20 protein-coding genes and 2 pseudogenes are annotated in these 24,710 nt (G+C 73.6%); 10 read left to right on the top strand and 12 right to left on the bottom strand.

Annotation, left to right across the window (positions count from 1 at the left end):
- Positions 1–111 precede the first annotated feature (111 nt).
- Entirely contained in the window at positions 112–1,248 is a 1,137-nt protein-coding gene (locus tag ACQP12_RS08645) for an 8-amino-7-oxononanoate synthase (RefSeq protein ID WP_433289183.1), read from the bottom strand.
- Between the two features lie 165 nt (positions 1,249–1,413).
- Between ACQP12_RS08645 and bioB the strand changes: the two genes are divergently transcribed.
- Genes bioB through ACQP12_RS08630 form a run of 3 tightly spaced genes read left to right on the top strand, consistent with a single transcriptional unit; the run spans position 1,414 to position 3,211 of the window.
- Positions 1,414–2,409: a biotin synthase BioB gene (bioB, locus tag ACQP12_RS08640; protein WP_433286447.1), complete on the top strand. Its 996-nt coding sequence runs from the start codon at positions 1,414–1,416 to the stop codon at positions 2,407–2,409.
- 7 nt (positions 2,410–2,416) lie between these two features.
- Entirely contained in the window at positions 2,417–2,701 is a 285-nt protein-coding gene (locus ACQP12_RS08635) for a hypothetical protein (RefSeq protein WP_433286445.1), read from the top strand.
- Positions 2,702–2,704: 3 nt separating this feature from the next.
- Positions 2,705–3,211: a GNAT family N-acetyltransferase gene (locus ACQP12_RS08630; RefSeq protein ID WP_433286443.1), complete on the top strand. Its 507-nt coding sequence runs from the start codon at positions 2,705–2,707 to the stop codon at positions 3,209–3,211.
- Between the two features lie 122 nt (positions 3,212–3,333).
- Here the strand turns inward: ACQP12_RS08630 and ACQP12_RS08625 are convergent, their stop codons facing one another.
- Complete coding sequence (locus ACQP12_RS08625; RefSeq protein WP_433286441.1) at positions 3,334–3,855, bottom strand: DUF488 domain-containing protein; 522 nt, start codon at positions 3,853–3,855, stop codon at positions 3,334–3,336.
- Positions 3,856–3,966: 111 nt separating this feature from the next.
- On the opposite strand from ACQP12_RS08625, the gene ACQP12_RS08620 reads away from it, so the two are divergent.
- Positions 3,967–4,923: a hypothetical protein gene (locus ACQP12_RS08620; RefSeq protein ID WP_433286439.1), complete on the top strand. Its 957-nt coding sequence runs from the start codon at positions 3,967–3,969 to the stop codon at positions 4,921–4,923.
- Positions 4,924–4,982: 59 nt separating this feature from the next.
- Here the strand turns inward: ACQP12_RS08620 and ACQP12_RS08615 are convergent, their stop codons facing one another.
- The gene (locus ACQP12_RS08615) at positions 4,983–7,910 is read right to left on the bottom strand and encodes a glycoside hydrolase family 9 protein (protein ID WP_433286437.1); all 2,928 of its coding nucleotides are present in this window, start codon (positions 7,908–7,910) and stop codon (positions 4,983–4,985) included.
- A gap of 350 nt (positions 7,911–8,260) precedes the next feature.
- On the opposite strand from ACQP12_RS08615, the gene ACQP12_RS08610 reads away from it, so the two are divergent.
- The 3 genes from ACQP12_RS08610 (at position 8,261) to ACQP12_RS08600 (ending at position 11,490) form a co-directional block, all read left to right on the top strand.
- Positions 8,261–9,031: an LPXTG cell wall anchor domain-containing protein gene (locus tag ACQP12_RS08610; protein WP_433286435.1), complete on the top strand. Its 771-nt coding sequence runs from the start codon at positions 8,261–8,263 to the stop codon at positions 9,029–9,031.
- A 101-nt stretch (positions 9,032–9,132) separates the two neighbouring features.
- A complete protein-coding gene (locus ACQP12_RS08605) occupies positions 9,133–9,657 on the top strand; it encodes an isochorismatase family protein (RefSeq protein WP_357942366.1) in 525 nt (174 codons plus the stop codon).
- 267 nt (positions 9,658–9,924) lie between these two features.
- Complete coding sequence (locus ACQP12_RS08600; RefSeq protein WP_433286432.1) at positions 9,925–11,490, top strand: aldehyde dehydrogenase family protein; 1,566 nt, start codon at positions 9,925–9,927, stop codon at positions 11,488–11,490.
- Between the two features lie 183 nt (positions 11,491–11,673).
- Here ACQP12_RS08600 and ACQP12_RS08595 read toward each other — a convergent pair whose 3' ends face one another.
- Both ACQP12_RS08595 and ACQP12_RS08590 read right to left on the bottom strand, forming a co-directional pair.
- Positions 11,674–12,759 (bottom strand): GNAT family N-acetyltransferase, encoded by a 1,086-nt coding sequence (locus ACQP12_RS08595; protein ID WP_433286429.1) that lies wholly within the window; start codon positions 12,757–12,759, stop codon positions 11,674–11,676.
- An 80-nt stretch (positions 12,760–12,839) separates the two neighbouring features.
- Positions 12,840–13,544: an amino acid-binding protein gene (locus ACQP12_RS08590; protein ID WP_433286426.1), complete on the bottom strand. Its 705-nt coding sequence runs from the start codon at positions 13,542–13,544 to the stop codon at positions 12,840–12,842.
- A 150-nt stretch (positions 13,545–13,694) separates the two neighbouring features.
- Between ACQP12_RS08590 and ACQP12_RS08585 the strand changes: the two genes are divergently transcribed.
- Positions 13,695–14,804, top strand: a complete 1,110-nt coding sequence (locus ACQP12_RS08585; protein ID WP_433286424.1) for a phosphotransferase family protein — start codon at positions 13,695–13,697, stop codon at positions 14,802–14,804.
- Positions 14,804–16,014 (top strand): annotated as a pseudogene (locus ACQP12_RS08580) (acyl-CoA dehydrogenase family protein). The gene ACQP12_RS08585 and the pseudogene ACQP12_RS08580 overlap by 1 nt, the downstream one beginning before the upstream one ends.
- Positions 16,015–16,018: 4 nt before the next feature.
- Here the strand turns inward: ACQP12_RS08580 and ACQP12_RS08575 are convergent.
- From ACQP12_RS08575 to ACQP12_RS08550, 6 genes are all read right to left on the bottom strand, one after another.
- Positions 16,019–17,065, bottom strand: coding sequence for a LacI family DNA-binding transcriptional regulator (locus tag ACQP12_RS08575; protein WP_091311570.1), 1,047 nt, complete (start codon positions 17,063–17,065; stop codon positions 16,019–16,021).
- Between the two features lie 81 nt (positions 17,066–17,146).
- Complete coding sequence (locus ACQP12_RS08570) at positions 17,147–18,580, bottom strand: GH1 family beta-glucosidase (RefSeq protein ID WP_357942351.1); 1,434 nt, start codon at positions 18,578–18,580, stop codon at positions 17,147–17,149.
- Positions 18,577–19,440 (bottom strand): carbohydrate ABC transporter permease, encoded by an 864-nt coding sequence (locus ACQP12_RS08565; protein WP_433289180.1) that lies wholly within the window; start codon positions 19,438–19,440, stop codon positions 18,577–18,579. Before ACQP12_RS08565 ends, ACQP12_RS08570 begins: the two co-directional genes overlap by 4 nt.
- A gap of 41 nt (positions 19,441–19,481) precedes the next feature.
- Positions 19,482–20,465 (bottom strand): carbohydrate ABC transporter permease, encoded by a 984-nt coding sequence (locus tag ACQP12_RS08560; protein WP_433286421.1) that lies wholly within the window; start codon positions 20,463–20,465, stop codon positions 19,482–19,484.
- A gap of 128 nt (positions 20,466–20,593) precedes the next feature.
- On the bottom strand, positions 20,594–21,895 hold the full coding sequence (locus ACQP12_RS08555) for an extracellular solute-binding protein (RefSeq protein WP_357942347.1): 1,302 nt from the start codon (positions 21,893–21,895) through the stop codon (positions 20,594–20,596).
- Positions 21,896–22,150: 255 nt separating this feature from the next.
- Positions 22,151–22,696: a plasmid pRiA4b ORF-3 family protein gene (locus tag ACQP12_RS08550; RefSeq protein ID WP_433286419.1), complete on the bottom strand. Its 546-nt coding sequence runs from the start codon at positions 22,694–22,696 to the stop codon at positions 22,151–22,153.
- A 150-nt stretch (positions 22,697–22,846) separates the two neighbouring features.
- Here ACQP12_RS08550 and ACQP12_RS08545 point away from each other — a divergent pair, with 150 nt between their 5' ends.
- A complete protein-coding gene (locus ACQP12_RS08545; protein WP_433286417.1) occupies positions 22,847–23,632 on the top strand; it encodes a pyrimidine reductase family protein in 786 nt (261 codons plus the stop codon).
- 88 nt (positions 23,633–23,720) lie between these two features.
- Here the strand turns inward: ACQP12_RS08545 and ACQP12_RS08540 are convergent.
- Positions 23,721–24,682, bottom strand: a pseudogene (locus ACQP12_RS08540) (sigma-70 family RNA polymerase sigma factor).
- Positions 24,683–24,710 lie beyond the last annotated feature (28 nt).

Genomic DNA, 24,710 nt, shown 5'->3' with positions numbered 1-24,710 from the left:
CCCTCCTTCGTTCGCGACTGCGGGGCTCGCAAACCCGGCTCACTCCTCGCGCTCACCGCGCCACCTTCGTTCGCGACTGCGGGGCTCGCAAACCCGGCTCACTCCTCGCGCTCACGGTGCGCACGCCACGATCACGTCCAGTGCCCGTTCGAAGTCGGCCCGGTCGACTCCCGCGCTGATGGTGAGCCGGAGTCGGGAGCGGGTGTCCGGGGTGGACGGGGGCCGGAAGCAGCCCACCGCCACGCCCCGGTCCCGGCAGTCGGCCGCCCAGGCGGTCGCCGCCTCCGGACCGGGGGCGGTCACCGAGACCACCGCCGCGTCGGGGGCGGACACCTCCAGGCCCGCCCCGCCCAGCCGGCGCACCACGAGGGCGGCCCGCTCGGCCAGCTCGGCGCGCAGGCCGTCGCCCGACCTAGCCAGCCGCAGCGCGGCGTGTACCCCGGCCACCACGGCGGGCGGCGGCGCGGTGTCGAAGATGAAGGTGCGGCCGGTCTCCACGAGGTGCCGGACGAACTCCGCCGGCCCGGCCACCACCCCGCCGGCGCCGCCGAGCGCCTTGGACAGGGTGGCCGTCACCACCACGTCGGGCTCGCCAGCCAGCCCCGCCGCGACCACCCCGCCGGCCCCGGCCGGGCCCGTGACGCCGAGCGCGTGCGCGTCGTCGACAAGCAGCAGCGCGCCGTGCCGGCGGGCCACGGCGTGCAGCGCCGCGAGGGGGGCGAGGTCGCCGTCGACGGAGAACACCGACTCGGTCACCACCACCGCCGGGCGGCCCGGGGCCGCGGCCAGCGCGGCGGCCACCGCGTCGACGTCGGCGTGCGGGGTGACGACCGTCTCGGCGCCGGAGATCCGGCAGCCGTCGATCAGCGAGGCGTGGTTGTGGGCGTCGGAGACGAGCAGCGTACGCGGCTGCACCAGGCCCCGGACGGCGGCGAGGTTGGCCAGGTAGCCGGAGGAGAAGACCAGCGCCCGGTCGACGCCCAGCCAGCCGGCCAGGTCGTCCTCGAGGGCGTGGTGCGCGTCCGTCGACCCGCGCACCAGCCGCGACCCGGTGGCGCCCAGCCCGTACGCGGCCAGCGCCCGACCGGCGGCGGCGGTGACCTCCGGGTGGGTGGCCAGGCCGAGGTAGTCGTTGCCGGCCAGGTCGATCACGGCATCGCCGGCGGCGCGCGGGCGCAGCGTGCGGGTCAGGCCCGCCTTCGCCCGCAGCTCGGCGCGGCGGTCGAGGGCCGCCAGCCAGTCCGCCACCGTCACGTCCCTTCCCCTACCGTCGCCCCACCGGGCGCTTCCGCGGGGCGAAGTTACCACCCGGCCCGAGCGGCCCGGCGTGGCGCTGTCCGGCTCGCCGGGCCTGCTCGCGGGGGCCGACGCGGCCGTTTCCCGGGCTCGGAGCGGCCTTGTAGGGTACGAGCCATGCCAGAGATCCTCGACCAGGCCCGGACCCAGGTGCTGGAGAACGGCGTCGGCCTCGACGAGGCCGGTGTCCTCGCCGTGCTGAACCTGCCCGACGAGCACCTGCCCGCCGCCCTCCAGCTCGCCCACGAGGTGCGGATGCGCTGGTGCGGCCCGGAGGTCGAGGTCGAGGGCATCATCTCGCTGAAGACCGGCGGCTGCCCGGAGGACTGCCACTTCTGCTCGCAGTCCGGCCTGTTCACCTCGCCGGTCCGCTCCGTCTGGCTGGACATCCCGGCGCTGGTCGAGGCGGCGAAGCAGACCGCGGCGACCGGGGCGACCGAGTTCTGCATCGTGGCCGCCGTGCGCGGCCCGGACGCGCGGCTCATGAAGCAGATGCGCGAGGGCGTGGCCGCCATCCGGGCGGAGGTCGACATCCAGGTCGCCGCCTCGCTCGGCATGCTCACCCAGGAGCAGGTCGACGAGCTGGTCGAGATGGGTGTGCACCGCTACAACCACAACCTGGAGACCTGCCGCTCCTACTTCCCGAACGTGGTCACCACGCACTCCTTCGAGGAGCGCTGGGAGACGTTGAAGATGGTCCGCGAGTCCGGCATGGAGGTCTGCTGCGGCGGCATCCTCGGGCTGGGCGAGACGGTGGAGCAGCGCGCCGAGTTCGCCGCGCAGCTCGCCGAGCTGGACCCACACGAGGTGCCGCTGAACTTCCTCAACCCCCGCCCGGGCACCCCGCTCGCCGACCGCCCGGTCGTGGAGGGCAAGGACGCGCTGCGCGCCATCGCCGCGTTCCGGCTGGCCATGCCGCGCACCATCCTCCGCTACGCGGGCGGCCGGGAGCTGACCCTCGGCGACCTGGGCACCCGCGACGGCCTGCTCGGCGGCATCAACGCGGTGATCGTCGGCAACTACCTCACCACGCTGGGCCGGCCGGCGACCGCCGACCTGCAGCTGCTGAACGACCTGAAGATGCCGGTGAAGGCGCTCTCCGCCACCCTGTGAGGACGACGTGACCGAGCTTGTCGAGCCCGCACCGCCGGCCGACCCCGCTGCCGACCCGGTTCACCCGGCCGGCGCGGGACGACCGGGCGACCAGCGCCGGCCCGCCCCGACGCCGCGCTGGTGCGACCGCTGCGGCGAGTCCGTAACGGAGGGCCCGCACGAGGCGTGCACGGCGGCCCGGGCGCTGGAGCCGCCGCGCTGGTGCGCGCACTGCCGGCGGCGGATGAAGGTGCAGGTCGTGCCGACCGGCTGGTCGGCGGTCTGCGTCGAGCACGGCGAGATCCGGGGCTGAGGCGTGCTGCGGGGGCGGGCGGTGACGCTGCGGCCGGCGACCGACGCCGACGTGCCGGCCCTCGCGACGATCCGGGCCACCCCGGAGGTGCGCCGCTGGTGGCGGGGCGGGGACGACCTCGCCGAGGCGGTCCGCGCCGACCTGGGCGACGGCGACCTCACCGTCTACGCGATCGAGCACGACGGCCGGCTGGTCGGCGCCATCCAGTGGTACGCGGAGACCGACCCCGACTACCGCCATGCCAGCCTCGACATCTTCCTCGACCCGGCGGTCCGCGGCGCCGGCCTCGGCGGGGACGCCATCCGCACGCTGGTCCGGCACCTCGTCGACGAGTACGGCCACCACCGGTTCACCATCGACCCGGCGGCGGCGAACACCGCGGCGATCCGGGCGTACGCGAAGGTAGGGTTTCGGCCCGTCGGCATCATGCGCCGCTACGAGCGGGGCGCCGACGGCCGCTGGCACGACGCCCTGCTCATGGACCTGCTCGCCGACGAACTCGCCGACTGATCCGGCGGCGGCGTCGCTGAGTCCGGCGCCGGCGTCGGCGGCCTGGCCTGCGGCCGGCGGCGGTGTCAGCGGGCGGCGGCGGTGTCAGCGGCCGACGGCGGTGTCAGCGGCCGGGGGCGGTGTCAGCCGTCCCAGAGCAGGTGGCCGTCGGGGAGGCGGCGGGCGCCCTCGGCGGGGCGGTGCGGGCTGAGCCGGCCGTCGGGCATGAGGTGCGCGACGGGCACCCCGCGACCGAGCACCGCCACGTCGGCGATCAGCCGCCGGTGGCACCGCCACCAGACGCTCTCGCTGCACATCACGGCGGTGGTCCGGCGCTCCGCGTCGGCGAGCACCTCGTCCAGCGCCGCGTCGAACTCGGGCGTCCGGGTGTATGCGGCGTACGCGCGGAACGCCGCGACGGTCCACCAGGTGTCCGGCTCCGGGTCCCCGGCGCGGACGTGCCGGCGGCCACCGAGCCGGGGCTCCCACCGGTAGTCGACGCCCCGCTCCGGCAGCCAGCGTTCGAGCTCCTCCCGACGCACGTCCGGGTTGGTCCGGCTGGCCGGATAGCGCCGCACGTCCACGACGAGCGCCACCCCGGCGCCGACCAGCAACTCCCCCAACCGCTCCCGGTCGGCGGCCCCGTGCCCCACCGTCACCAACACGCCCCCAGGTTCCCCCAGATCTTGGACACTTACCGTTCGAGGCGGACGGTAAGTGTCCAAGATCTGTGGACGGGACGGCGGAGCCGCATCGTCGGGCGGAGACTCGGGCGGGTGGTGAGGGTGCTGCCCGCCGACGAGGCGGGGACGTTGGAGTGGCTGGCGTTCGAGCAGGCGGGGGTGCTGACGACCGGCCAGGCGAGCCGGCTGCTGACCGAGGGCGTCGTGCGCGGCATGGTCCGCTCGGGGCGCTGGCGCTCGCTGTGTCGCGGCATCCTGCTCACCGGCAACGGCAGACTGACCCGTGACCAGCAGTTGTGGGTGGCCGTGCTCGCCGCTGGACCGTGCGCCGTGCTGGCCGGGGTGACCGCCGCGGCCGAGGCCGGTGTCCGTGGCCTGCCGCCGGAGCCGCTGCACGTGCTGGTGCCAGCGGATCGGCGGGTGAGGACACTGCCGCGCCGGCTCCCGATCGACATGCCCGGGGTCGTGGCGCACCGCACCACCGTGTTGCCCGAGGCGCACCTCCAGCGCGCCCGGCCACCCCGGACCACGACGGCACGGGCGGTGGTCGATGGCGCGAGTTGGGCTCGGAGCCTCCGGGAGGCCCAGCTCGTCCTGGCGTCCGCCTGCCAGCAGCGACGTGTGCTGCCGGAGGAGATCGAGGCCGTGCTGGCGGTGCTGACCCGGGCACGGCGCCGCGATCTCGTCCGGCGGACGGTGGCGGACATCGCGGGCGGCGCACAGGCACTGTCGGAGCTGGACTTCCTGGCGCTGTGCCGCCGACACCGGCTGCCCCGCCCGGACCTGCAGGAACGCCGCACGGATCAGAGCGGCCGGGTCCGCTGGCTGGACGCGTACTGGCGGGAGTGGCGGTTGCACGCGGAGGTTGACGGGGCGCACCACATGGACGTGCGGCGCTGGGCCGAGGACATGCGGCGGCAGAACGACATCTGGACCAGCGGTGACCGGATCCTCCGCTTCCCCGCCTGGCTGGTCCGTGCCCGCCCCGGCGAGGTCGCCGCGACCCTCGGCCGCGCCCTCCGCGCCGCCGGCTGGCGTCCACCGAAGTGAATCTTGGACAGTTGCCGTTCGGGATGAACGGCAACTGTCCAAGATCGGGCGAACAACCGCTACGAGACGGTGCAGGGGGAGCCGTTCAGGGTGAACGCGGTGGGTTTCGGGTTGGTGCCGGTGTGGGTGCCGTTGAAGCCGAAGCTGGTCGACGCGCCCGGCGCCAGCGTGCCGTTGTAGGAGACGTTCGTCGCGGTCACCGCCGTGCCGGTCTGGCTGAAGTTCGCCGACCAGCCCTGGCCCACCTTCTGCCCGCTGCTCGGGAAGGTGAAGCCGAGCGTCCAGCCGTTGATGGCGCTGGTCCCCGTGTTGGTGACGGTGATGTTCGCGGTGAACCCGGTGTCCCAGCTGCTGGTCGTCCAGGTCACCGCGCAGCCGCCCCCGGCCGGCGGGTCCGCGGTGGTGACGGTGAGCGCGGGCGAGGCCGCCGAGACGTTGCCGGCCGCGTCCACCGCGACCACGGTGAAGGTGTACGCGGTGGCGGCGGTCAGCCCGGTGACCGCCAGGGTGGTCCCCGTGCTCGACCCGACCAGGACGTTCCCGGACCGGTGGACCCGGTAGCCGGTGACGCCCACGTTGTCGGTGGCCGGGCCCCAGGCGAGGGTGAGCCCGGTCGGGCCGATCGCCGACGCGGTGGGTGTGCCCGGGGCGGTGGGCGGGGTGGTGTCCGGCGCCGGGGCGGCCGGGGTGGTCACGGTCAGGGCCGGCGAGGCCGCCGACCGGTTCCCGGCGCCGTCGCGGGCGCGCACCGTGAACTGGTACGTCCGCTCGGGCAGCAGCCCGGTCACCGCGAGGGTGTTGGTCGGGGCGTCGGTCAGCACGAGCGCGTCGCTGCCGGCCTGCGCCCGGGTGACCTCGTAGCCGGCCAGGCCGCTGCCGCCGGTGTCGGTGGAGGCGGGCCAGGTCAGCGTGAGGCCGGTGGCGGTGACGGTCGAGGCGACCGGGGTGCCGGGCACGGTCGGCGCGGTGGTGTCCGGGGTGGCCGGTCCGGGCTCCTCGCCCCAGACCCGCGTCCCGCCCGAGTAGAGCGGCACCTTCCGGTTGGGGCCGGCGGTGGTCTGGTACGACGGGTCGTTGGTCGGGTCCCAGGTGCCGCCCTCGGGCACGCCGATCTTGAACTGCACCTCCATCCGGTGCTGCGACTGCCCGGCCGGCGCGATGGTGTATCCGGTGCAGTCGACCTCGACGTACCAGATGTCGCCGGAGAACTGCTTGGCCGTGGTGGGCGACGGGCAGCCCTGCGTGTAGCCGGGGGTGACCTGCGCCGGGCCGGTGCCGTCGGGGCGGAAGTAGTAGCGGAACTTCGCGGTGGTCAGTGCCCGGGCCGGGAAGGCGGACTTGTTGTAGATGATCGCCTTGAGCCCGGTGGCCCTCGGCTCGGCCTGCATCACCGTGGTCTCCACGGTCAGCTCGTCCAGGTCGGGCTGCTCCGCGGTCGGGAAGCCGGCGAGCGGGCTGCCGCCGTACTCGGAGGCGAGCCGGGCCAGGGCGGAGGTGAAGCCGGCGTTGTAGTCGGTGGCGACCTCGTTCATGACGTAGTCGGAGCGGCTGTCGGTGTACGCGTCGTTGGCCGAGGACGGGCCGCCGACCAGCGCGCCGTAGAGCACGTGCCGGGTCTCGGTGGGCACCGTCTGGCTGTCCCACCAGGAGCCGTGCGCGGTGCGGTGGTGCGGGTTCTTCGGCGAGTTGGCCCCGAAGCCGATCACGTAGCTGGAGTTGCGCGGGTTCTCGCCGAGGGCGTAGTTGATCTGCCGGACGGCGAAGTCGTGGTAACGCGCCTTGCGGGTGGCGTCGGTGGTCCGGTCGCTGTAGACCAGCGCCGCGAAGGCGGTGTTGGCCGCGTAGCGCAGGGCGCCCCAGGAGTCGAGGACGGCCATGCCGCCGGGCGAGTAGTTGACGCGGGAGCCGTTGACGCCGACGGTCCACCAGTCGAGCCAGCGGTTGGCGTCGTCGACGTACTTCTGCTTACCCGTCAGGTTGGCCAGCAGCACGTACGCGCCGAACTGCTTGTTGTCCCAGGCGATGGTCCACTTGTAGGAGCGGGTGGTGGACTGCGGTTCGGTGCCGAGCCGGTCGTACTCGCTCTCGGCCTTGCTCAGGTAGGCGGCGTCGCCGGTGGCGCGGTAGAGCCAGGCCGCGCCCCAGACCAGCTCGTCCTGCCAGCCGCTCCACGACCGGTAGAAGCTGGTCGCGTCGGTGATGCACTCGTGGTAGCTCTTCCGTACCGTGTCGGCGAACGTGTAGAGCTGCTTCGCGTGGCCGAGCAGCTTGTCGGCGTAGGCGGCGTCGGTCGGGCGGAAGACGATCGACGAGGCGGCCATCGCGGCCGCCGTCTCCCCCGCCAGGTCCGCGCCGCCGCAGCTCGCGTCGATCTTGTACGCGGGCCGCGCCATCGGCAGCACCTCGGCCGGTCCCCACCACTTGTGGTCGTCGTCGCCCTTGCCGACCTGTCCGTAGAGGACGTTCGGTGCGGGATGGGCCTTGACGAACCAGTCGTTGACCCAGCGCAGGTTGTTGAGCAGGTGCGGGAGCTGGCCGGAGGCGACGTAGCCGTCCCGGTACTCGACGGCGCCCCAGGCCAGCATGGTGGCGCTGAACGCCATCGGGAAGCCGAACTTCACGTGGTCGCCGGCGTCGTACCAGCCGCCGGTGAGGTCGAGGCCGACGTCAGCGCCGTCGGTGAGGGCCGAGTCGCCCCGCCAGGAGACCCGGTTCCAGGCCGGCTTCCGGCCGGACTGCTGCGCCTCGTAGAAGAACAGCGACTTCTGCAACGCCTCCTGATAGTTGAACGCGGGCGCGGCCAGTGCGCTTCCGGTCCGCGCGCCGGCCGCGGCGGCGACCGCGCCGTCGTTGACGGCGGGTGCCGCGGCGGCCGGCGCCGGCGGGGAGGCGACGGCTGCGGCCAGGCCGGCGGCGAGTGCGGCACCGGCGGCGAGCAGCCGGCGGAGCCGGGACCGGCCGCGAGGGGGCGGGGTCGGACGGGGCATGGCGAGCTCCATTGGGTGGCGCCGCGGTGGCCCGGACCGGACGGGACGGCGTCGGCGGTCGGGGCTGCCGGCGGCTGTGGTGGTGGGACGGACCCGGATGCTCGGGAGCGCTCCCATGGATAGTCGACAATGTACTGGCGACGTCATCGGTTGGGAAGCCGGCGCCGGGGCCGAAGACGGCGGAGCGTCGAGAGCCCGTTCATCGTTACGCCGACACGCCTGGGAAGTGGCCCGGATTTCGCCCTCGGCAAGGACATCTGCGCAGCTCAGGGGCCTCGTCCCATCTGGACGGGAGCCCATCGACATGTGATCATGTGGCGTCCCCCTCTCCCGATCTCGAAGGATTCCTCATGCCACAGCGTCGGCACGTGGCGCGCGCTGCCCTCACCGCAGCCGCCGCCACGGCCCTGCTCGGGCTCGCCACCCCGGCCTGGGCCACCGGCAACCCGCACAACCCGAAGGGCGACAACGGCACCGTCAAGATCGACGGCACGCCCTTCTCGGACAAGGTCGACAACCAGCCGCACGTCACCTGCGACTTCGAGCTGGAGTTCTTCAACTTCGACAAGGACCAGAAGGCCGACATCACGCTCTGGGCGCAGGCGCCGTCGGCCACCCCGAAGGACAAGGTCGTCTGGTCGAAGAAGAACGTCGTGATCAGCACCGACCCGGCCTCCGGCGCGGAGAACGACCACGACGCGGTCATCAGCCTCTCCTCGAAGGACCTCGACCTGGCCGGGCTGACGCTGCACCCGAAGCAGGGCTACCACCTCAAGCTCGACGTGGACCTCACCGACGGCAGGTCGTCCGCCGGCAAGCACAAGGTCTTCTGGCTGAAGCCGTGCGAGTCACCGGGGAACCCGACGACGCCGACCCCGTCCACGCCGGGCGGGGAGACGCCGACCCCGACGCCGGGCGGCTCGGAGAACCCGTCGGGCACCCCGGCGCCCGGCACCTCGGCCGGCGGCGGGCAGGGCGGCGGCAGCGGCACCGAGGGTGGGCTGCCGCTCACCGGCGTGGCCGCGACCAGCATCTCGCTCGCCGGCCTCGCCCTCATCGGCGGCGGTGTCCTCCTGATGACGCTGCGGCGCCGCCGGGACCGGATCACCTTCACGAGCTGACCCGGACAGCGGCTCGGAGCCGGCTGTCGGACCTCGGTCCGGCGGCCGGTTCCACCTTTTCCGGGGCCACCCCGACGGTCCGCCCTCGATATGATCTTGGGGTGGATGCTCTCGACCCGACCCGCACCGCCGTCGTCCTGATCGACCTCCAGCGTCGCATCGTGGACCTGCCGACCGCCCCGCACACCGGCCCCGAGGTGGTCGAGCGTTGCCTTGCCCTCGCCGAGGCCGCCCGCGCCACCGGGGCAACCGTGGTGGTGGTCCGCGCCGACCGGCCCGGCCCTGATCCGCAGCCGGCGGGGAGCGAACTGCTTCCCGAGGTGGCGCCCCGCGAGGGCGACCTGGCGATCGTCAAGCACACCTGGGGCGCCTTCCACGAGACCGGGCTCGACGCGGCGCTGCGGGAGCGCGGCGTGGACACGCTGGTGATCGGCGGGCTGGCCACCAACTTCGGCGTCGAGCAGACGGCCCGCATCGGCGACGAGATCGGCTACCGGGTGGTGCTGCCGCACGACGCGATGTCCGGGTTGGACGCGTACGCCCACGAGTTCGCGGTCGACTACGTCTTCCGCCGGCTCGGCACGGTCTGCACGACCGCGGAGGCGATCGCCGCACTGGGCGGTTGAACCGGCCGAGGGAATGATCCGTACTGACGGGTAACCCGGTCGACGTCGCCCGGGCCTGGATCACATAATCGACAGCATTCTATAGGCTTCCCGCGTACCCCCAGGTCAAGCTGGTGGCGGTCGGGCCGCGACGCGTCGCGGTGGCCGGCCGGGCGTCCTGGCATACGAGCGTACGGTTGCCCGCCCGCTCGGCAGCGCGGGACAGTACGCGACACCAGCGGTGCCATCGACGCCGCCGCTCCCCCGGACAACCCTGAGGAGATCGCGATGGCTCTCAGACTCGCCGACGGCACCTCCTGGTCCGACACCCTCGCCCGCGCGGTGGCCGCGACGCCGGAGGCCTTCGGCACCGCGGCCGACGGCACCGCCACCCTGCACAACCTGGTCGAGGGCGGGTGGCGCGCGGTCGGTGCGCCGACCCCGGTACGCACCCCCGTCGACAACACCGTGCTGGTCAACCTGGCCCGGCTCGACGCCGAGGCGGCGCGGGGCGCGGTCGCGCACGCCGCCGCCGCGCACCGCGAGTGGGCGCAGACCCCGCTCGCCGAGCGCAAGGCCCGGGTCGACGACGCCCTGGACGCGCTCACCGCCCACCGCGACCTGCTCGCCCTGCTGCTGGTCTGGGAGATCGGCAAGCCGTGGCGGCTGGCCTGCGCCGACGTCGACCGCGCGCTCGACGGCGTCCGCTGGTACGTGCAGGAGATCGACCGGATGCTCGCCGACGGCCGCGAGCCGCTGCCCGGCCCGGTCAGCAACATCGCCTCCTGGAACTACCCGATGAGCGTGCTCGTGCACGCCGAGCTGGTGCAGTTGCTCGCCGGCAACGCGGTGATCGCCAAGACCCCGTCCCAGGGCGGGGCGGTCTGCCTCACCGTGGCGCACGCGCTGATGCGCCGCGCCGGGCTGCCCGCCACCCTGCTCTCCGGCAGCGGCGAGGAGCTCTCCGAGGTCCTGGTCCGGGCCCCGGAGATCGGTGCGGTGGCGTTCGTCGGCGGCCGTTCCAACGGCGGCAAGGTGGCCGCGGCGCTGCTCGACTCCGACAAGCGGCACTTCATCGAGCAGGAGGGCCTCAACGCCTGGGGCATCTGGAACTTCTCCCAGTGGGACCTGCTCGCCGCGCACCTGAAGAAGGGCTTCGAGTACGGCAAGCAGCGCTGCACCGCGTACCCGAGGTTCGTGGTCCAGCGCGACCTGGTCGACGAGTTCCTCGACATGTACCTGCCGGTGGTGCGTTCCGTCCGGTTCGGACACCCGCTCGCCGTGGGTGACGACTGGTCGGCCGGTGACCCGCTGCCCGAGCTGGACTTCGGCCCGCTGATCAGCGGGGCCAAGGCCGAGGAGCTGCGGCGCAAGGTCGACGAGGCGGTCCGCGGCGGCGCGGTGCCGCTGCACCGGGGCAAGCTCGACGGCGCGCCCTTCCTCGACGGGCAGGACACCTCCGCGTACGTGGCGCCGGCCGTGCTGCTCGCCCCGCCCGGCCGCTCGCGGCTCATGCACGCCGAGCCGTTCGGCCCGGTGGACACCATCGTCGTGGTGGACACCACCGACGAGCTGCTGGCCCAGATGAACGCGTCCAACGGCGCGCTGGTCGCCTCCGTGGCCTGCGACGACGAGGAACTCGCCGGCAAGCTCGCGGTCGACCTGCAGGCGTTCAAGGTGGGCATCAACAAGCCCCGCTCCCGGGGGGACCGGGACGAGCCGTTCGGCGGCCGGGGCGCGTCCTGGAAGGGCGCGTTCGTCGGCGGCGACCTGCTGGTGCAGGCGGTCACCGTGGGCGGCGACGGCCGGCTCTACGGCAACTTCCCGGACTACAGCAGCTACCCGGCGACCTGATCGGACCGGGCCCGGACACGGGCAGGGCCCCCGCACCGGGGGCCCTGCCGTGTCACCGTCCTCCGCATCGGAGGTCGGCCCGGTGGCGCCGGTGACCCGGCGCCGGTGCGCGGTCGCCCGCCGGCCGGCGTCCCGTACCGCGCCGTTGCGGCCCGGGACGCGTCGCGGCGCGCGACCGTAGAGTCAGGACGACCGGCGCGCCCGCGCGGCCGCGCCGGCCTGGCGGGGCGGCACGGCCGGGCGGGACGCCAGCGGCACCGTCACGGTCAGCACGCTGCCGTCCCGCTCCATCGAGGTGGGCCGGTTCAGCCCGCGTACGGTGCGCAGCATCGGGGTGTTCTCGGCCTGCACGTGCAACAGCACGACCGCGTAGCCGGCCCGGTCGGCGTGCCCGAGCAGGCGCCGCAGCAGGGCGGAGCCGAGGCCCCGGCGCTGCCAGTCGTCCCGCACCAGCAGCGCCGCCTCCGCCTCGTCCCCCTCGCCGAGCAGGTTGGCCATGGCCACCACCGGTGCGGCCGTCCCGCCGGAGGCGGCCGTGGCGACCAGGGTCAGCCCTCGCGCCGGTTCGAGCAGCCGGCGCAGCCGGGCCGGCGCGGGGTGCCCCGCGCCGCTCAGGTAGCGCCGCTGGCGGCTCCGGTGCGAGCACCTGTCGTGCAGCTCCAGCACGCCCGGCAGGTCGTCGGCGGTGGCCGGCCGGGCCAGCACCTCGGCCGCGTCGGGCAGCACCAGGGTGACCCGGTCGGCGTCCCGGCGGGCCACCGTGGCGGCCAGCTCGACCAGGGCCTGCGCGCGGGCGTACTCGGCCGGGGTGAAGCTCGGCTCCCGCCGCCGCAGCTCGTAGGAGCCGCCGGCCGGGTCGGCCAGCAGCATCGTGGTCCCGTCCACCCCGCCGGGCGGAGCGGCCGGCGTCGGCCGCCAGGCCACCGCGTCCGCGCCGAGCAGGACGCGCAGTGTCTCGCCGGCCGCGTCCGGGTCCCGGACCAGCCGGCCGGCCAGGCCGAGCACCCGGGTGGGCTGGTCGGCCAGCCCGCGCGCCTCGCTGCGCGCGACCCAGCAGTTCCGGCCCCGCCCCCGTTCGACGGCCGCCCGCAGGTCGGCCTCGGTGAGCCGGTCGGGCGCGTCGACCAGGAAGTCGTCGACCGCCCCCAGCTCGGTGGTGTGCACCTGCACGGTGAGGATGTTGACCCCACGCAACGCGAGGCTCGCCGTGAGCACCGACAGGTAGCCCGGCCGGTCGTCCACGGTGGCACGGATCCGCCACAGCGCCATGGTTCGCTCCCTTCCTCACCACCGACCCTGCCGGCCGCCTGTTGCGCCCCCGTTGCCCACGGGTGAAACGGTGGGACCGGTCAGGTGATGGTGGTCACGGGCGGGGCGCCGACCAGGTCGAGCCGGTCGCCGAGGATCACCGCGCCGGCCCGGACCAGCTGGGCGAGGCGGTCCACCTCGGTCGAGTGGAACGCGGCCGCGGCGAGCGGGTCGCTGTGGTCGCGCGCCACCACCAGCACCAGGCCGGCCCGGCCGAACGGCGCGACCGCGTAGTGGTGCCCGTCCGGCGTGGTCATGGCCCGGGCGCGCAGGGGGGTCACCTCCGGCAGCCGGGGCGGGACCGGGGCACGCCAGCTCGCGTGCCCGACCGTCGCCCCGCCCGCGCCGCCGCCGCGGGCGGCCCAGTCCAGCGGCACCACCGCGGCCACCGCCCAGTCCGCGGCGAGCAGCCCGGGCACCGCGTCGACCAGGGTGGCGACCCCGTCGGTCGGGTTCGCCGCGACCTGGGCCAGCAGTTCGGCGTCCTGGCCCGTGGTCGTCGGCGCGCCGATCGCCCGCCACACCCCGTCCACCCGGACGCCGGGGATGGCGGCCAGGCCGGCGAGCAGGCGCTCCACCCGCGCCGCGCCCGGCCAGACCACGGTGAAGTCGTCGACCGCCCGGCCGCCGAGCCGCTCCAGCACCACCACCTGGACGATGTCGGCGCCGGAGACGCCGAGCGTGCGGGCCACCTGGCCGAGCGTGCCCGGTCGGTCCGGCAGGGTCACCCGAACTCTCAGCAGCATGTCTGGTCCCTCCGCTCGGCGGGCCGGCCGTGGCGGCCGGCAGGCTGGGCCCCAGCCTGCCGGTTGACCATTTCGCCCCCGTTGCAGCGGCATGTCCCGCCGGGAACATCCCACCTTGACAACAAAGCTGAGCTGCCATCAACTAACCGGATGACCGATCCGGCCGTCGACGCACCGCAGACCCCGACCGGTTCGGCCCCGCGCGGGCTCGACCTCGACCGGCTGGCCGCGTACCTGGCCACGCACCGGCCCGAGCTGGTCGGGCCGTTGCCTGCAGCGGACCGGGCGGCTCACGCCGGGCCGCTTGCGGCGCGGCTCATCGCCGGGGGCAAGTCGAACCTGACCTACCTGCTGCGCGCCGGCGACCGCGAGGTGGTGCTGCGCCGGCCGCCGCTCGGGCACGTGCTGGCCACCGCGCACGACATGGCCCGCGAGTACCGGGTGATCTCCGCGCTCGCCCCCACGGCGGTGCCGGTCCCCGAGGCGCTGCTGCTCTGCACCGACCCCGACGTGCTCGGCGCGCCGTTCTACCTCATGGAGAAGGTCGACGGCGAGGTCTACCGGCGGCGGGAGCAGACCGACGCGCTCACCGCCGGCCAGCGGCGCGACCTGGCCCTGGCGATGATGGACACCCTCGCGGACCTGCACATGGTCGAGCCGGGCGCGGTCGGGCTGGCCGACTTCGGCCGCCCCGACGGCTACCTCGGCCGGCAGGTCCGCCGCTGGGCCGGGCAGCTCGACCGGTCCCGCAGCCGGCCGCTGCCCGGCATCGACGAGCTGCGCGACGCGCTCGCCGGCAGCGTGCCCGAGGGCGCGAACGCCGGGCGGATCGTGCACGGCGACTACCGGCTGGACAACCTGCTCGCCACGGTCGAGCCGGTGGCGGTGCGGGCGGTGCTCGACTGGGAGATGGCCACCCTCGGCGATCCCCTCGCCGACCTGGGCCTGCTGCTGACCTACTGGGACGTGCTGGGCGACAGCGACAGCGCCGAGGGCAACCCGGTGGCCGACGGCATCGGCCCGCGGGCCGGCTTCCCCACCGGCGCCGAGCTGATCGACCGGTACGCCGGCCGCAGCGACGTCGACGTGGGGCCGCTGCACTGGCACGTGGCGCTCGGCTGCTTCAAGCTCGCGGTGATCTGCGAGGGCATCCACTACCGGCACACCCTCGGGCAGACGCTCGGCGGGGGCTTCGACCGGATCGGCGAGATGGTGGCGCCGCTGGTCGAGCACGGTCTGCACGCGGTGAGGGAGAAGTAGTGGACTTCGCGTACGACGCCCGCACGGTCGAGCTGCGCGAGAGGCTCGAGGCGTTCCTCACCGAGTGCGTCCTCCCGGCCGAGCCGGTGCACCACGAGCAGGTGCTCGCGGCCGGCGACCCGTGGGCCCGCCCGCCCGTGCTGGAGGAGCTGAAGGCCGAGGCCCGGTCGCGCGGCCTGTGGAACCTCTTCCTGCCCGACGCGCGCTACGGCGCCGGGCTGACCAACCTCCAGTACGCCCCGCTCGCCGAGCTGACCGGCCGCAGCCCGCACCTGGCCCCGGAGGCGCTGAACTGCGCCGCACCGGACACCGGCAACATGGAACTGCTGGCCGAGTTCGGCTCCGACGCGCAGCGGGACCGCTGGCTCGCGCCGCTGCTGGCCGGGGAGATCCGCTCGGCGTTCTGCATGACCGAGCCGGAGGTCGCCTCCTCCGACGCCACCAACATCGCCACCCGGATCGTGCGCGACGGCGACGCGTACGTGGTGAACGGCCGCAAGTGGTGGTCGTCCGGGGCCATGGACCCGCGCTGCGAGATCTTCATCGTGATGGGCAAGACCGACCCGGACGCCGACCGGCACCGCCAGCAGAGCATGATCCTGGTTCCCCGGGACACCCCGGGCGTGACGGTGCGCCGGGGCATGACCGTCTTCGGCTACAGCGACGCTCCGCACGGCGGGCACGCCGAGATCGACTTCACTGACGTACGGGTGCCGGTCGAGAACCTGGTCGGCGCCGAGGGCGCCGGCTTCGCCATCGCCCAGGCCCGGCTCGGCCGGGGCGGATCCACCACTGCATGCGGTTGATCGGCATGGCCGAGCGGGCCCTGGAGCTGCTCTGCCGGCGGGCCCTGACCCGGGTGGCGTTCGGCCGCCCCCTCGCCGAGCAGGGCGTGGTCCGGGAGTGGATCGCCGAGTCCCGGGTGCGCATCGAGCAGGCCCGGCTGCTGGTGCTCAAGACCGCCTGGCTCATGGACACCGTGGGCAACCGGGGCGCGCACACCGAGATCCAGGCCATCAAGATCGCCACGCCGGCGATGGCCGAGTGGGTCATCGACAAGGCCATCCAGGCGCACGGCGGGGCCGGCGTCAGCCAGGACACCCCGCTCGCCGCCCTCTGGGCGCAGGCCCGCACCCTCCGCCTGGCCGACGGGCCCGACGAGGTGCACCGGGCGTCCCTGGCGAAGCGGGAACTGCGCCGCTGGGCCTGAGCCCTCAGGCCGAGGCGCGGTGGATGAGCTTGGTGTCCAGCAGCACGTGCGGGCTGGGCAGCTCCTCGCCGCGGATGCGGGAGACCAGCAGCCGGGCCATCTGCCGGCCCATCTCCTCGACCGGCTGGAAGACCGTGGTCAGCGGCGGCTCGGCCTGCCGGGCGATCGGGGCGTCGTCGAAGCCGATCACCGCCACGTCCTCGGGCACCCGGCGGCCGGCCTCACGCAGCGCGCGCAGGGCGCCGAAGGCCATCAGGTCGGAGGCGACGAAGACGGCGTCCAGGTCGGGGCAGACCTCCAGCAGCCGGCGCATGCAGGCCGTGCCGCTGCCCTCGCTGAAGTCCCCGTACGCGATGAGGTCCGGGTTGAGGTCGCCGCCCGCGGCCCGGACCGCCTCCTTGTAGCCGGACAACCGGGCCAGGCCGGCGCCCATGTCCTGGGTGCCGGCGATGGTGGCGACCCGCCGCCGGCCGCGGGCGAAGAGGTGCTCCACCGCCTGCCGGGCGCCGCCGACGTTGTCCACGTCGACGAACCAGGCCGGCTGGGCGTTCGGGTGCAGCATCCGGGCCGGCCGGCCGCCGAGCACGGTGGGCAGGCCGCGCTCCTCCAGCAGGGTGGGCAGCGGGTCCGCGTCGTGCAGCGAGAGCAGCAGCACGCCGTCGACGTGCTGGTTGGTCAGGTGGTGCTCGACCCGTTCCCGCTCGATCTGCGACTGCGCCATGGCCAGCCAGAGCTGCATCGGGGTCTCCAGCAGCGCGGAGCTGACGCCCCGGACGATGCCCGCGAAGAACGGCTCGGTGAAGACGCGTTCCCCCGACTCGGAGACCACCAGCGCCACCGAGTCGGTCCGCTGGGTGACCAGCGCGCGGGCCGCGCGGTTGGGCACGTACCCCAGCTCGGCGATGGCCGCCTGGACGGCGGCCCGGGCCTCGGGGCTGACCTGCGGCGAGCCGTTGACCACCCGGGAGACCGTGCCGCGCCCCACGCCTGCGCGGGCCGCGACCGCGTCGAGGGTCGGGCGCCCGAGCGACCGTGTGCGCTGCGTTGTCATCGTCTGTGCTCCTCCGACATCGGGCGGTCCGGCACCTGTACCGGCGCCGGCGCCGGGCCGCCCGTCACTGGCTGGCCCAGCCTATTGTGCGGCCAGGCCGTTGCGTCGGATCACATCGGCGTACCACCTGGCGCTGGACTTCGGGATCCGGGCCTGGCTGTCGTAGTCGACGTAGACCATGCCGAAGCGCTTCGTGTAGCCCCACGCCCACTCGAAGTTGTCCATGAGCGACCAGGCGAAGTATCCTTTCAGCGGCACCCCGGCGCTGATCGCGGCGTGCGCGGCGCGCAGGTGCGCGTCGAAGTACGCCAGCCGGTCCGGGTCGTCGACCCGGCCGTCGACCACCGCGTCGACGAACGCGGAGCCGTTCTCGGTGACGTAGAGCGGCAGGTCGGTGTAGTCCTTGTGCACCCGCTCCAGCGTCTCCACCAGGCCCGGGGCGTCGATTTCCCAGCCCATGTCGGTCACCGGCACGCCCCGCGTGGCGAACTGGACGTCCTGGCTGCCCGGCCAGCACGACGGCGCCCGCCAGTACGCCTCGGCCGGGCCGGTCTCCGCCGGCGCGGCGACCACGTACCGGCTGTAGTAGTTGACCCCCACCATGTCCAGCGGGGTCGAGATGACCGCCAGGTCGCCGTCCCGGACGTGCCCGAAGTCGGTGACCTCGCGCAGGTCGGCGACCAGGTCCGCCGGGTACGCCCCGCGCAGCACCGGGTCGAGGAAGAACCGGTTGGCCAGCGCGTCGATCCGGCGGGCGGCGTCGGCGTCCTCCGGCGACCCGGTGGCCGGCGTGACCGGGTAGAGGTTGACGGTGATGCCGAGCTGCGCGTCCGGGCGGGACGCCCGCAGCGCCTGCACGGCCAGCCCGTGCCCGAGCATGAGGTGGTGCCCGGCCCGGACCGCGTCCGCCCCGTCCGACCGGCCCGGGGCGTGCACGCCGGAGCCGTAGCCGAGGAAGGCCGAGCACCACGGCTCGTTGAACGTGGTGAAGTACTTCACCCGGTCGCCGAGGGCGTCGGCGACCAGCTGGGCGTAGTCGGCGAACCGGCCGGCCGTGTCCCGGGCCGGCCAGCCGCCCGCGTCCTCCAGCGGCTGGGGCAGGTCCCAGTGGTAGAGGGTCAGCCAGGGCTCGATGCCGTGGCCCAGCAGCTCGTCCACGAGGCGCCGGTAGAAGTCCATCCCCTCGGCGTTGACCGCTCCGGCGCCGCCGGGCTGCACCCGCGGCCAGGAGACGGAGAAGCGGTAGGACTTCAGCCCGAGGTCGGCCATCAGCCGCACGTCGTCGGGCATCCGGTGGTAGTGGTCGCAGGCCACGTCGCCGGTGTGCCCGGCCACCGTCCGCCCCTCGGTGTGGCTGAAGGTGTCCCAGATCGACGGGCCGCGGCCGCCCTCCGTCGCCGCGCCCTCGATCTGGTACGCGGCGGTCGCCGCGCCCCAGAGGAAGCCGGGCGGGAAGGTGGCTGCCGCACCCTGGTCGAGGACGCCGACGGCGGGCGGGCTGGCTGGGTTGCTCACGACTTGACGGCGCCTTCCATGATGCCGCCGATGATCTGGCGGCCGAAGATGATGAACACGATCAACAGTGGCAGGGTCGCCAGTGCGGTGCCAGCGAACAATGCCACGTAATCCGTCTGGTAGAGCCCGGACGAGAGGATCTTCAGGGAGTACTGCACCGTCGGGGTGTCCGGGGTGAGCACGATGAACGGCCAGAGGAACTCGTTCCAGGTCTGCATGAAGGTCAGCAGGCCGAGCACCGCCGCCGCCGGCCGCAGCGCGGGCAGCACCACGTTCCAGTAGATCCGCCAGGTGGAGCAGCCGTCGAGCCGGGCCGCCTCGATCAGCTCGTCGCTGATCGCGGACATCGCGTACTGGCGCATCATGAACACGCCGAAGCCCTGCACCAGGAACGGCACGATGACCGCCTGCAGGGTGCCCGTCCAGCCGAGTTCCACCATCATCAGGTAGAGCGGGATGACACCGAGCTGGGTCGGCACCATCATGGTCATGATGATGATCAGCAGCAGCGCGTTGCTGCCCCGGAACTTGAGCTTGGCGAAGGCGAAGCCGGCCAGGCTGGAGAAGAAGATCACCGAGATGGTGACGACGGTCGACACGACGGCCGAGTTGACCAGACCGTAGACGAACGCGGCGTCCTCGTTGGCGAGCATCCGGTCGATGTTGGTGAACAGCTGGTCGCCGGGGGTCGGCGGCATCTCGTAGACCGCGCTGTTGTCCCGCGAGGCGATGATGAACGACCAGATGATCGGGAAGATCGACAGTACGCCGCCGAGGATGAGCGCGAGGTAGGTCAGCGGGCTGGCCTGCCAGAGCTGGGCGCCGGGCAGCCGACCGCGGCCGCGGCGGCGGGACGGCACCGGCGGCGGGCTGACCGGGCGGGGCAGGGTCTGCGTGGTGCTCACTTCTTGTCCCCCTTCACCGACCGGCGTACCAGCACGAAGTTGATCAGCGCGAAGATGATGATCATCATGAAGAGCAGCCAGGACATCGCGGAGCCGTACCCGTACTCGGAGTTCCCGGTGAAGGTCTTCTCGTAGATGTACATGGCCAGGGTCTGGAACTGGTGGTCCACCCCGCCGCGGACCAGCCCGTTCCCGTACATCAGGGGCTCGGTGAAGATCTGGAAGCCACCGATGGTGGAGATGATGATCGTGAAGAGGATCGTCGGCCGGATCAGCGGCACGGTGATCGCCCAGAACTGCCGCCAGGTCGAGGCGCCGTCCAGTGACGCCGACTCGTACAGGTCCTTGGGGATGGCCTGCATGGCACCGAGGTAGATGAGCGCGTTGTAGCCGGTCCACCGCCAGTCGACCATGAAGGCGATGGCGAACCAGGAGGCGAAGCGGTTGTCCCGCCAGGCGATGGGGTCGAAGCCCACCGTGCCGAGCAACCAGTTGATGAGGCCGTACCGGTCCGCGAAGATCAGCGCGAAGATGATGCCGACCGCGGCCACCGAGGTGATGTTGGGGATGACCACACCCATCCGCAGCAGCGTGCGGGCCTTCATCTGCCGGTTCAGCAGGTTGGCGAGCATCAGCGCCACGATGAGCTGCGGCACGGTGCTGAGCAGGAAGATGCCGAGGGTGTTGTAGGCCGCGTTCCAGAACTGGGCGTCCTGCATCAGGAGGCGGTAGTTCTCCAGCCCCGCGTACTCCTTGGTTCCGCTCAGCAGCTCGTAGTCGAAGAGCGAGACGTAGACCGTGTAGAGGACCGGGAAGAGGCCGAAGACCCCGAAGAGGACGAAGAACGGGGCCACGTACAGGTACGGGGAGTACTTGAGGTCCCAGCGGCCGAGCCGGTACGACCGGCGGCGGTGCAGCGGGGCGGACGGGGGCGGCGAAGCGGCGCGCGATGGTGGCACCGCGCCGACAGTCGAACTCATTGCAGGTCCTTCCGGGAGGTGGGGCGGCGGCGACCTCGCCGCGGCGCCCACACCCCTGGGGCGGGTGTGGGCGCCGCGCCGAGCCCACGGGCAGTGGATCCCCGTGGGCTCGGCCGGTCACCGGCGACTCAGCTGGTCGCCTTCTTGGCCTCGTCCACCGCCTTCTTCCAGGCGGCATCCGAACTGAGCCGGCCACGCTCGGCCGCCTGCATCTGCGGCTCGAAGATGGTCTCCCAGACCTGCTGGTGCTTGGCACCGAGGAAGACGGGCTTCATGTTCTTGACGCTCTCACCGAAGATCTTGCCGGTGGGCGCACCGCTGAAGTACTCGCTCGTCTTGTCCTTGAACGCCGGGTCGTCCAGGCCGGCGATGTCGGACGGCATCGCGCCCGCCTCCTTGAACGCCGCCAGGTGGCCCTCCTTGCTGGTCAGGTACTTGGCCAGCTCGTACGCCTCCTTCGGGTGCTTCGTCTGCGCCGGGACGGCCAGGTAGGAGCCACCCCAGTTGCCGCCGCCGCCGGGGATGTTGGCGATGTCCCACTTGCCGGAGTTCGCCGGGCCGGACTTCGGGGCGATGACGCCCTCGGTCATCCAGGCCGGGCAGGGCAGCGTCGCGAACGCGGAGTTCTTGAAGGCCCCGTCCCAGTCGGCGCTCCACCGCTGCGTCTTGGCGGTCAGCCCGTCCTTGGCCATCTGCAGGCCCATGTCCCAGGTCTGCTTGATGACCGGGTTGGTGTCGCCGATGAACTTGTTGTCCTTGTCGAAGAAGAACGTCTGCGAGTTCTGCATGACGTACGGCTGCATCAGGCTGGTCGCGCTGTCCAGCCAGGCGGCCTTGACCTTGCCGCTGGCCTTGAACTCCTTGCCCAGCGCGATGTAGTCCTGCCAGGTGGTCATCCGCTTCGAGACCTCGTCCCGGTCGGTGGGCAGACCGGCCTGCTGGAACAGGTCCTTGCGGTAGCACATGGCGAGTCCACCGACGTCGGTGCCGAGCCCGATCAGCTTCTTGCCGTCCGGCGTGAGGGCGTTGTTCCACTTCCACTCGGGGAAGTTGGCCTTCACCTCACCGGCGCCCAGGTCGAGCAGGTTGGCGAACTTGTCGGGGTTCTGGACGTACCCGAGCAGGACGCCCTCCTCCAGACCGACCACGTCGCCGGCACCGCTGCCGGCGGCGAGCCACTGCACCAGCTTCGGCTGGAAGTCGCGCAGCTCGCCCATCTTCTGGTGCTCGACCTTGATGTTCGGGTGGGCCGCCTCGAAGTCCTTGATGGCCTGGTCGTAGCCGAAGTTCTGGAAGGTCTGCAGGACCAGCTTGACCTGGCCGCCCTCGCCGGACCCCTCGTCGTCGTTCTTCTTGCTGCACCCGGCGCTGCCGAGAGCAACGCCCGCGGCGAGCACGGCGGCCGCGGCAATCCGGAGCCGGCGCCTCATGACGCTCATCCCTGACCCCTCTCAGGTGGGTAACTCGTGTGGTGGGTTCTGACTCGCGCCCGCTCGTCGGCCGGGCAGGTCGCGTGGTGAGGCTTTGGTTCTGGGGGCGCCGCCGCGACGAGCGATGTGGCTTGGGACACACCTGCGGGAGCGCTCCCATGAGATTGCCGGCACGTGTCAGGAGTGTCAATAGACCGTTGGGAGCGTTCCCAGATCGTTACCGCGTGGCTCCCGGGCGCACTCCCGCAGGGGCGGTCAGCAGAAGCGACGCAGCAGGGTGGTGGCCCGATCGGCGGCGAAGAACTCCGGCTCGAAGCCGGCGCCGGCCCACTCCCGCATCATCCGGTGCTCGGCGTGCCCGGGGTCGGCCAGCGCGGCCAGCAGGACGGCGTACCCGGCCGGGCCGCCGACGTCCTCCGGCGGGCAGGCGCGCTCCCCCTCGACGCAGGCCGGGTAGCGCTCGTCCGGGTCGGCCGTGCACACGTCCTCGACCACCAGGTCGTGCTCCCACCAGTCGCCGAAGTCGTAGGTGTAGCGGAACCGGTCCCCCTTGCCCACCACCGCGTCCAGCCGGACGTCCAGCTCGTCGCGGAGGGCCAGCTCGCCGTCCGGATCGGGCTCGCCGTACTGGCGGCCGTCGACGTCGAACGAATGCAGGTGGCAGTCCCGCCAGCCCATCGCGTGCTGGACCACCCGGTGCAGCCGGTCCAGGGTGTAGCCGCCGGGCACCAGCACCCGCCGCCACACCGGCGGCCGGACCCCGGCGAGGGAGACCTTCAGTTGGAAGATCTGACGCGACATCCTGTCCCATCCTTCCTCGGCATAGGCTGCCCACATGATCTGCCGAGCGTGCCGGGAGCGGCGGCACGACGACTGTCCAGGCCGGAAGTGGTGCGACTGCCAGCACCGTACCCCCGAACCCACCCCTCCGGTCACCGGTCCGGCCGGCGAATGAGCGTCGGAACCCCGATCGAGCGGGTCTGGCCGGCGCCCGTCACCGGGCCGCTGACCGACCCGCAGCTGGCCGCGCTCTACGGCCGCGTCCCCCGCCCCCACCTGCGGGTGAACTTCGTGGCCAGCGCCGACGGCGCGGTCACCCTGGACGGCTACTCCGCCGGGCTCTCCGGCGAGCCGGACAAGCGCGTCTTCGGCCTGCTGCGGATGCTCTGCGACGGGCTCGTGGTGGCCGCCGGGACGCTGCGCCACGAGGGCTACCGGGCGCTGCGGCTCGGCGAGGAGCGCCGCGCCTGGCGCCGCGAGCAGGGCCTGGCCGAATACCCGACCCTCGTGGTGGTCTCCGGCTCGCTCGACCTCGACCCGGCCCAGGCGTGCTTCGCCGACGCGCCGGTCCGGCCGCTCGTGCTCACCCACGCGGCCGCCGACCCGCCGCCCGGGCTGACCGAGGTGGCCGACCTCGTCCGCTGCGGCGCGCAGCGGGTCGACCTGGCCGCCGGCCTGGCCGAGCTGCGCCGGCGCGGGCTGGGCCAGGTGCTCTGCGAGGGCGGGCCGCACATGTTCGGCGCGCTCACCGCGGCCGACCTGGTGGACGAGCTGTGCCTGACCGTCGCGCCGCTGCTCGCCGGCGCCGGCCCGGGCCGGATCACCGCCGGGGCCGGCAGCGCGCCGCGGCACCTGCCGCTGCGCCACGTGCTGGCCGCCGCCGACGGCGTGCTGATGCTGCGCTACGCCCGGGACCCCGGCGAGGCGCCGCCCGCCGGCGCCGCACCGGCCGCCTGACCGCACCGTCCGTCAAGGGCAAAAGGGGATACGCGGACAGCCTCGCCGGCCGGGGCGGAGCGGGCGGCCGGCGGCCGGCGGCCACGGGTCACCGGGTCGGCGGAACGGCCGCCCCCGGCAGCGAGTCCGGCAGCCCGAACGCCGCGGCGTGTTCCGCGCCCACGAACGAGGTGATCCCGGCGATCCGGTCACCCCGCAGCGTCAGCACGTCGACCGACCACGGCAGGTACGGGCCGGTCCCGACCCGGCGCAGGTAGCCGGCGACCGCGGGCTGGCCGTTCGCGCCGGCGGGCAGGTGCCGCCAGCTGCCACAGGGGCCGAGCGGCGCCGACCGGGCGAAGTCCAGCACGGCCGCGACACCCCGGTACCAGTGCGGCATCGGCGGCATGGACCAGGTGACGTCCTCGGTGAGCAGGGCGACCAGGGCGTCCGCGTCGCCGTTCTCCAGGGCGGTGGCGTAGCCGGTGACGACCTCGCGCAGCCGGGCGTCGTCGAGCATCCGCAGGGTGCGCTGCTGCGTCGCGGCGGGGCCCGCTCGGCCAGCACCCGGCGGGCCCGCGCGAGGGCCGAGTTCACCGACGTGGTCGAGGTGCCCAGCATGACCCCGATCTCCGCGGCGGAGTAGCCGAGGACGTCGAAGAGCAGCAGCGCGGCCCGCTGGTTGCCCGGCAGGTGCTGCACGGCGGCCACGAAGGCGAGCTCGACCGCCTCGCGCTGCTCGTACCGCGCGCCCGGAGCGACGGGGCCGGGCGCGAGGCCGGTGTCCGGGTACGGGCCGAGCCAGGCGACCTCGTGGACCGGGCCGCTGTCGGGCACCGCGCGGTCACTGGCCGGGCCGAGGTCGACCGGCAGGGCCCGCCGGGCGCGACCGGCGATGGCGTCGAGGCAGACCCGGGTCGCCACGGTGTAGAGCCACGAGCGCAGCGAGCCGTGCCCGGCGAAGGTGGGCAGCCCGCGCCACGCCCGCAGCAGCGCGTCCTGGAGGGCGTCGTCGGCGTCGTGCACCGAGCCGAGCATCCGGTAGCAGTGGGCGTGCAGCTCCCGGCGCAGTGGCGCGACGAGCGCCGTGAAGTCGGCC

It is taken from the genome of Micromonospora sp. CA-244673 (assembly GCF_050948395.1).
GTDB lineage: Bacteria > Actinomycetota > Actinomycetes > Mycobacteriales > Micromonosporaceae > Micromonospora.
This window is presented reverse-complemented; position numbering and strand designations above follow the sequence as displayed.

Excerpts from the sequence above, each read along its gene's own strand:
- bioB (WP_433286447.1), top strand. The coding sequence starts at position 1,414 with ATGCCAGAGATCCTCGACCAGGCCCGGACCCAGGTGCTGGAGAACGGC.
- ACQP12_RS08615 (WP_433286437.1), bottom strand. The coding sequence starts at position 7,910 with ATGCCCCGTCCGACCCCGCCCCCTCGCGGCCGGTCCCGGCTCCGCCGG.
- ACQP12_RS08610 (WP_433286435.1), top strand. The coding sequence starts at position 8,261 with ATGCCACAGCGTCGGCACGTGGCGCGCGCTGCCCTCACCGCAGCCGCC.
- ACQP12_RS08600 (WP_433286432.1), top strand. The coding sequence starts at position 9,925 with ATGGCTCTCAGACTCGCCGACGGCACCTCCTGGTCCGACACCCTCGCC.
- ACQP12_RS08595 (WP_433286429.1), bottom strand. The coding sequence starts at position 12,759 with ATGGCGCTGTGGCGGATCCGTGCCACCGTGGACGACCGGCCGGGCTAC.
- ACQP12_RS08590 (WP_433286426.1), bottom strand. The coding sequence starts at position 13,544 with ATGCTGCTGAGAGTTCGGGTGACCCTGCCGGACCGACCGGGCACGCTC.
- ACQP12_RS08585 (WP_433286424.1), top strand. The coding sequence starts at position 13,695 with ATGACCGATCCGGCCGTCGACGCACCGCAGACCCCGACCGGTTCGGCC.
- ACQP12_RS08575 (WP_091311570.1), bottom strand. The coding sequence starts at position 17,065 with ATGACAACGCAGCGCACACGGTCGCTCGGGCGCCCGACCCTCGACGCG.
- ACQP12_RS08560 (WP_433286421.1), bottom strand. The coding sequence starts at position 20,465 with ATGAGTTCGACTGTCGGCGCGGTGCCACCATCGCGCGCCGCTTCGCCG.
- ACQP12_RS08555 (WP_357942347.1), bottom strand. The coding sequence starts at position 21,895 with ATGAGGCGCCGGCTCCGGATTGCCGCGGCCGCCGTGCTCGCCGCGGGC.
- ACQP12_RS08550 (WP_433286419.1), bottom strand. The coding sequence starts at position 22,696 with ATGTCGCGTCAGATCTTCCAACTGAAGGTCTCCCTCGCCGGGGTCCGG.
- ACQP12_RS08545 (WP_433286417.1), top strand. The coding sequence starts at position 22,847 with ATGAGCGTCGGAACCCCGATCGAGCGGGTCTGGCCGGCGCCCGTCACC.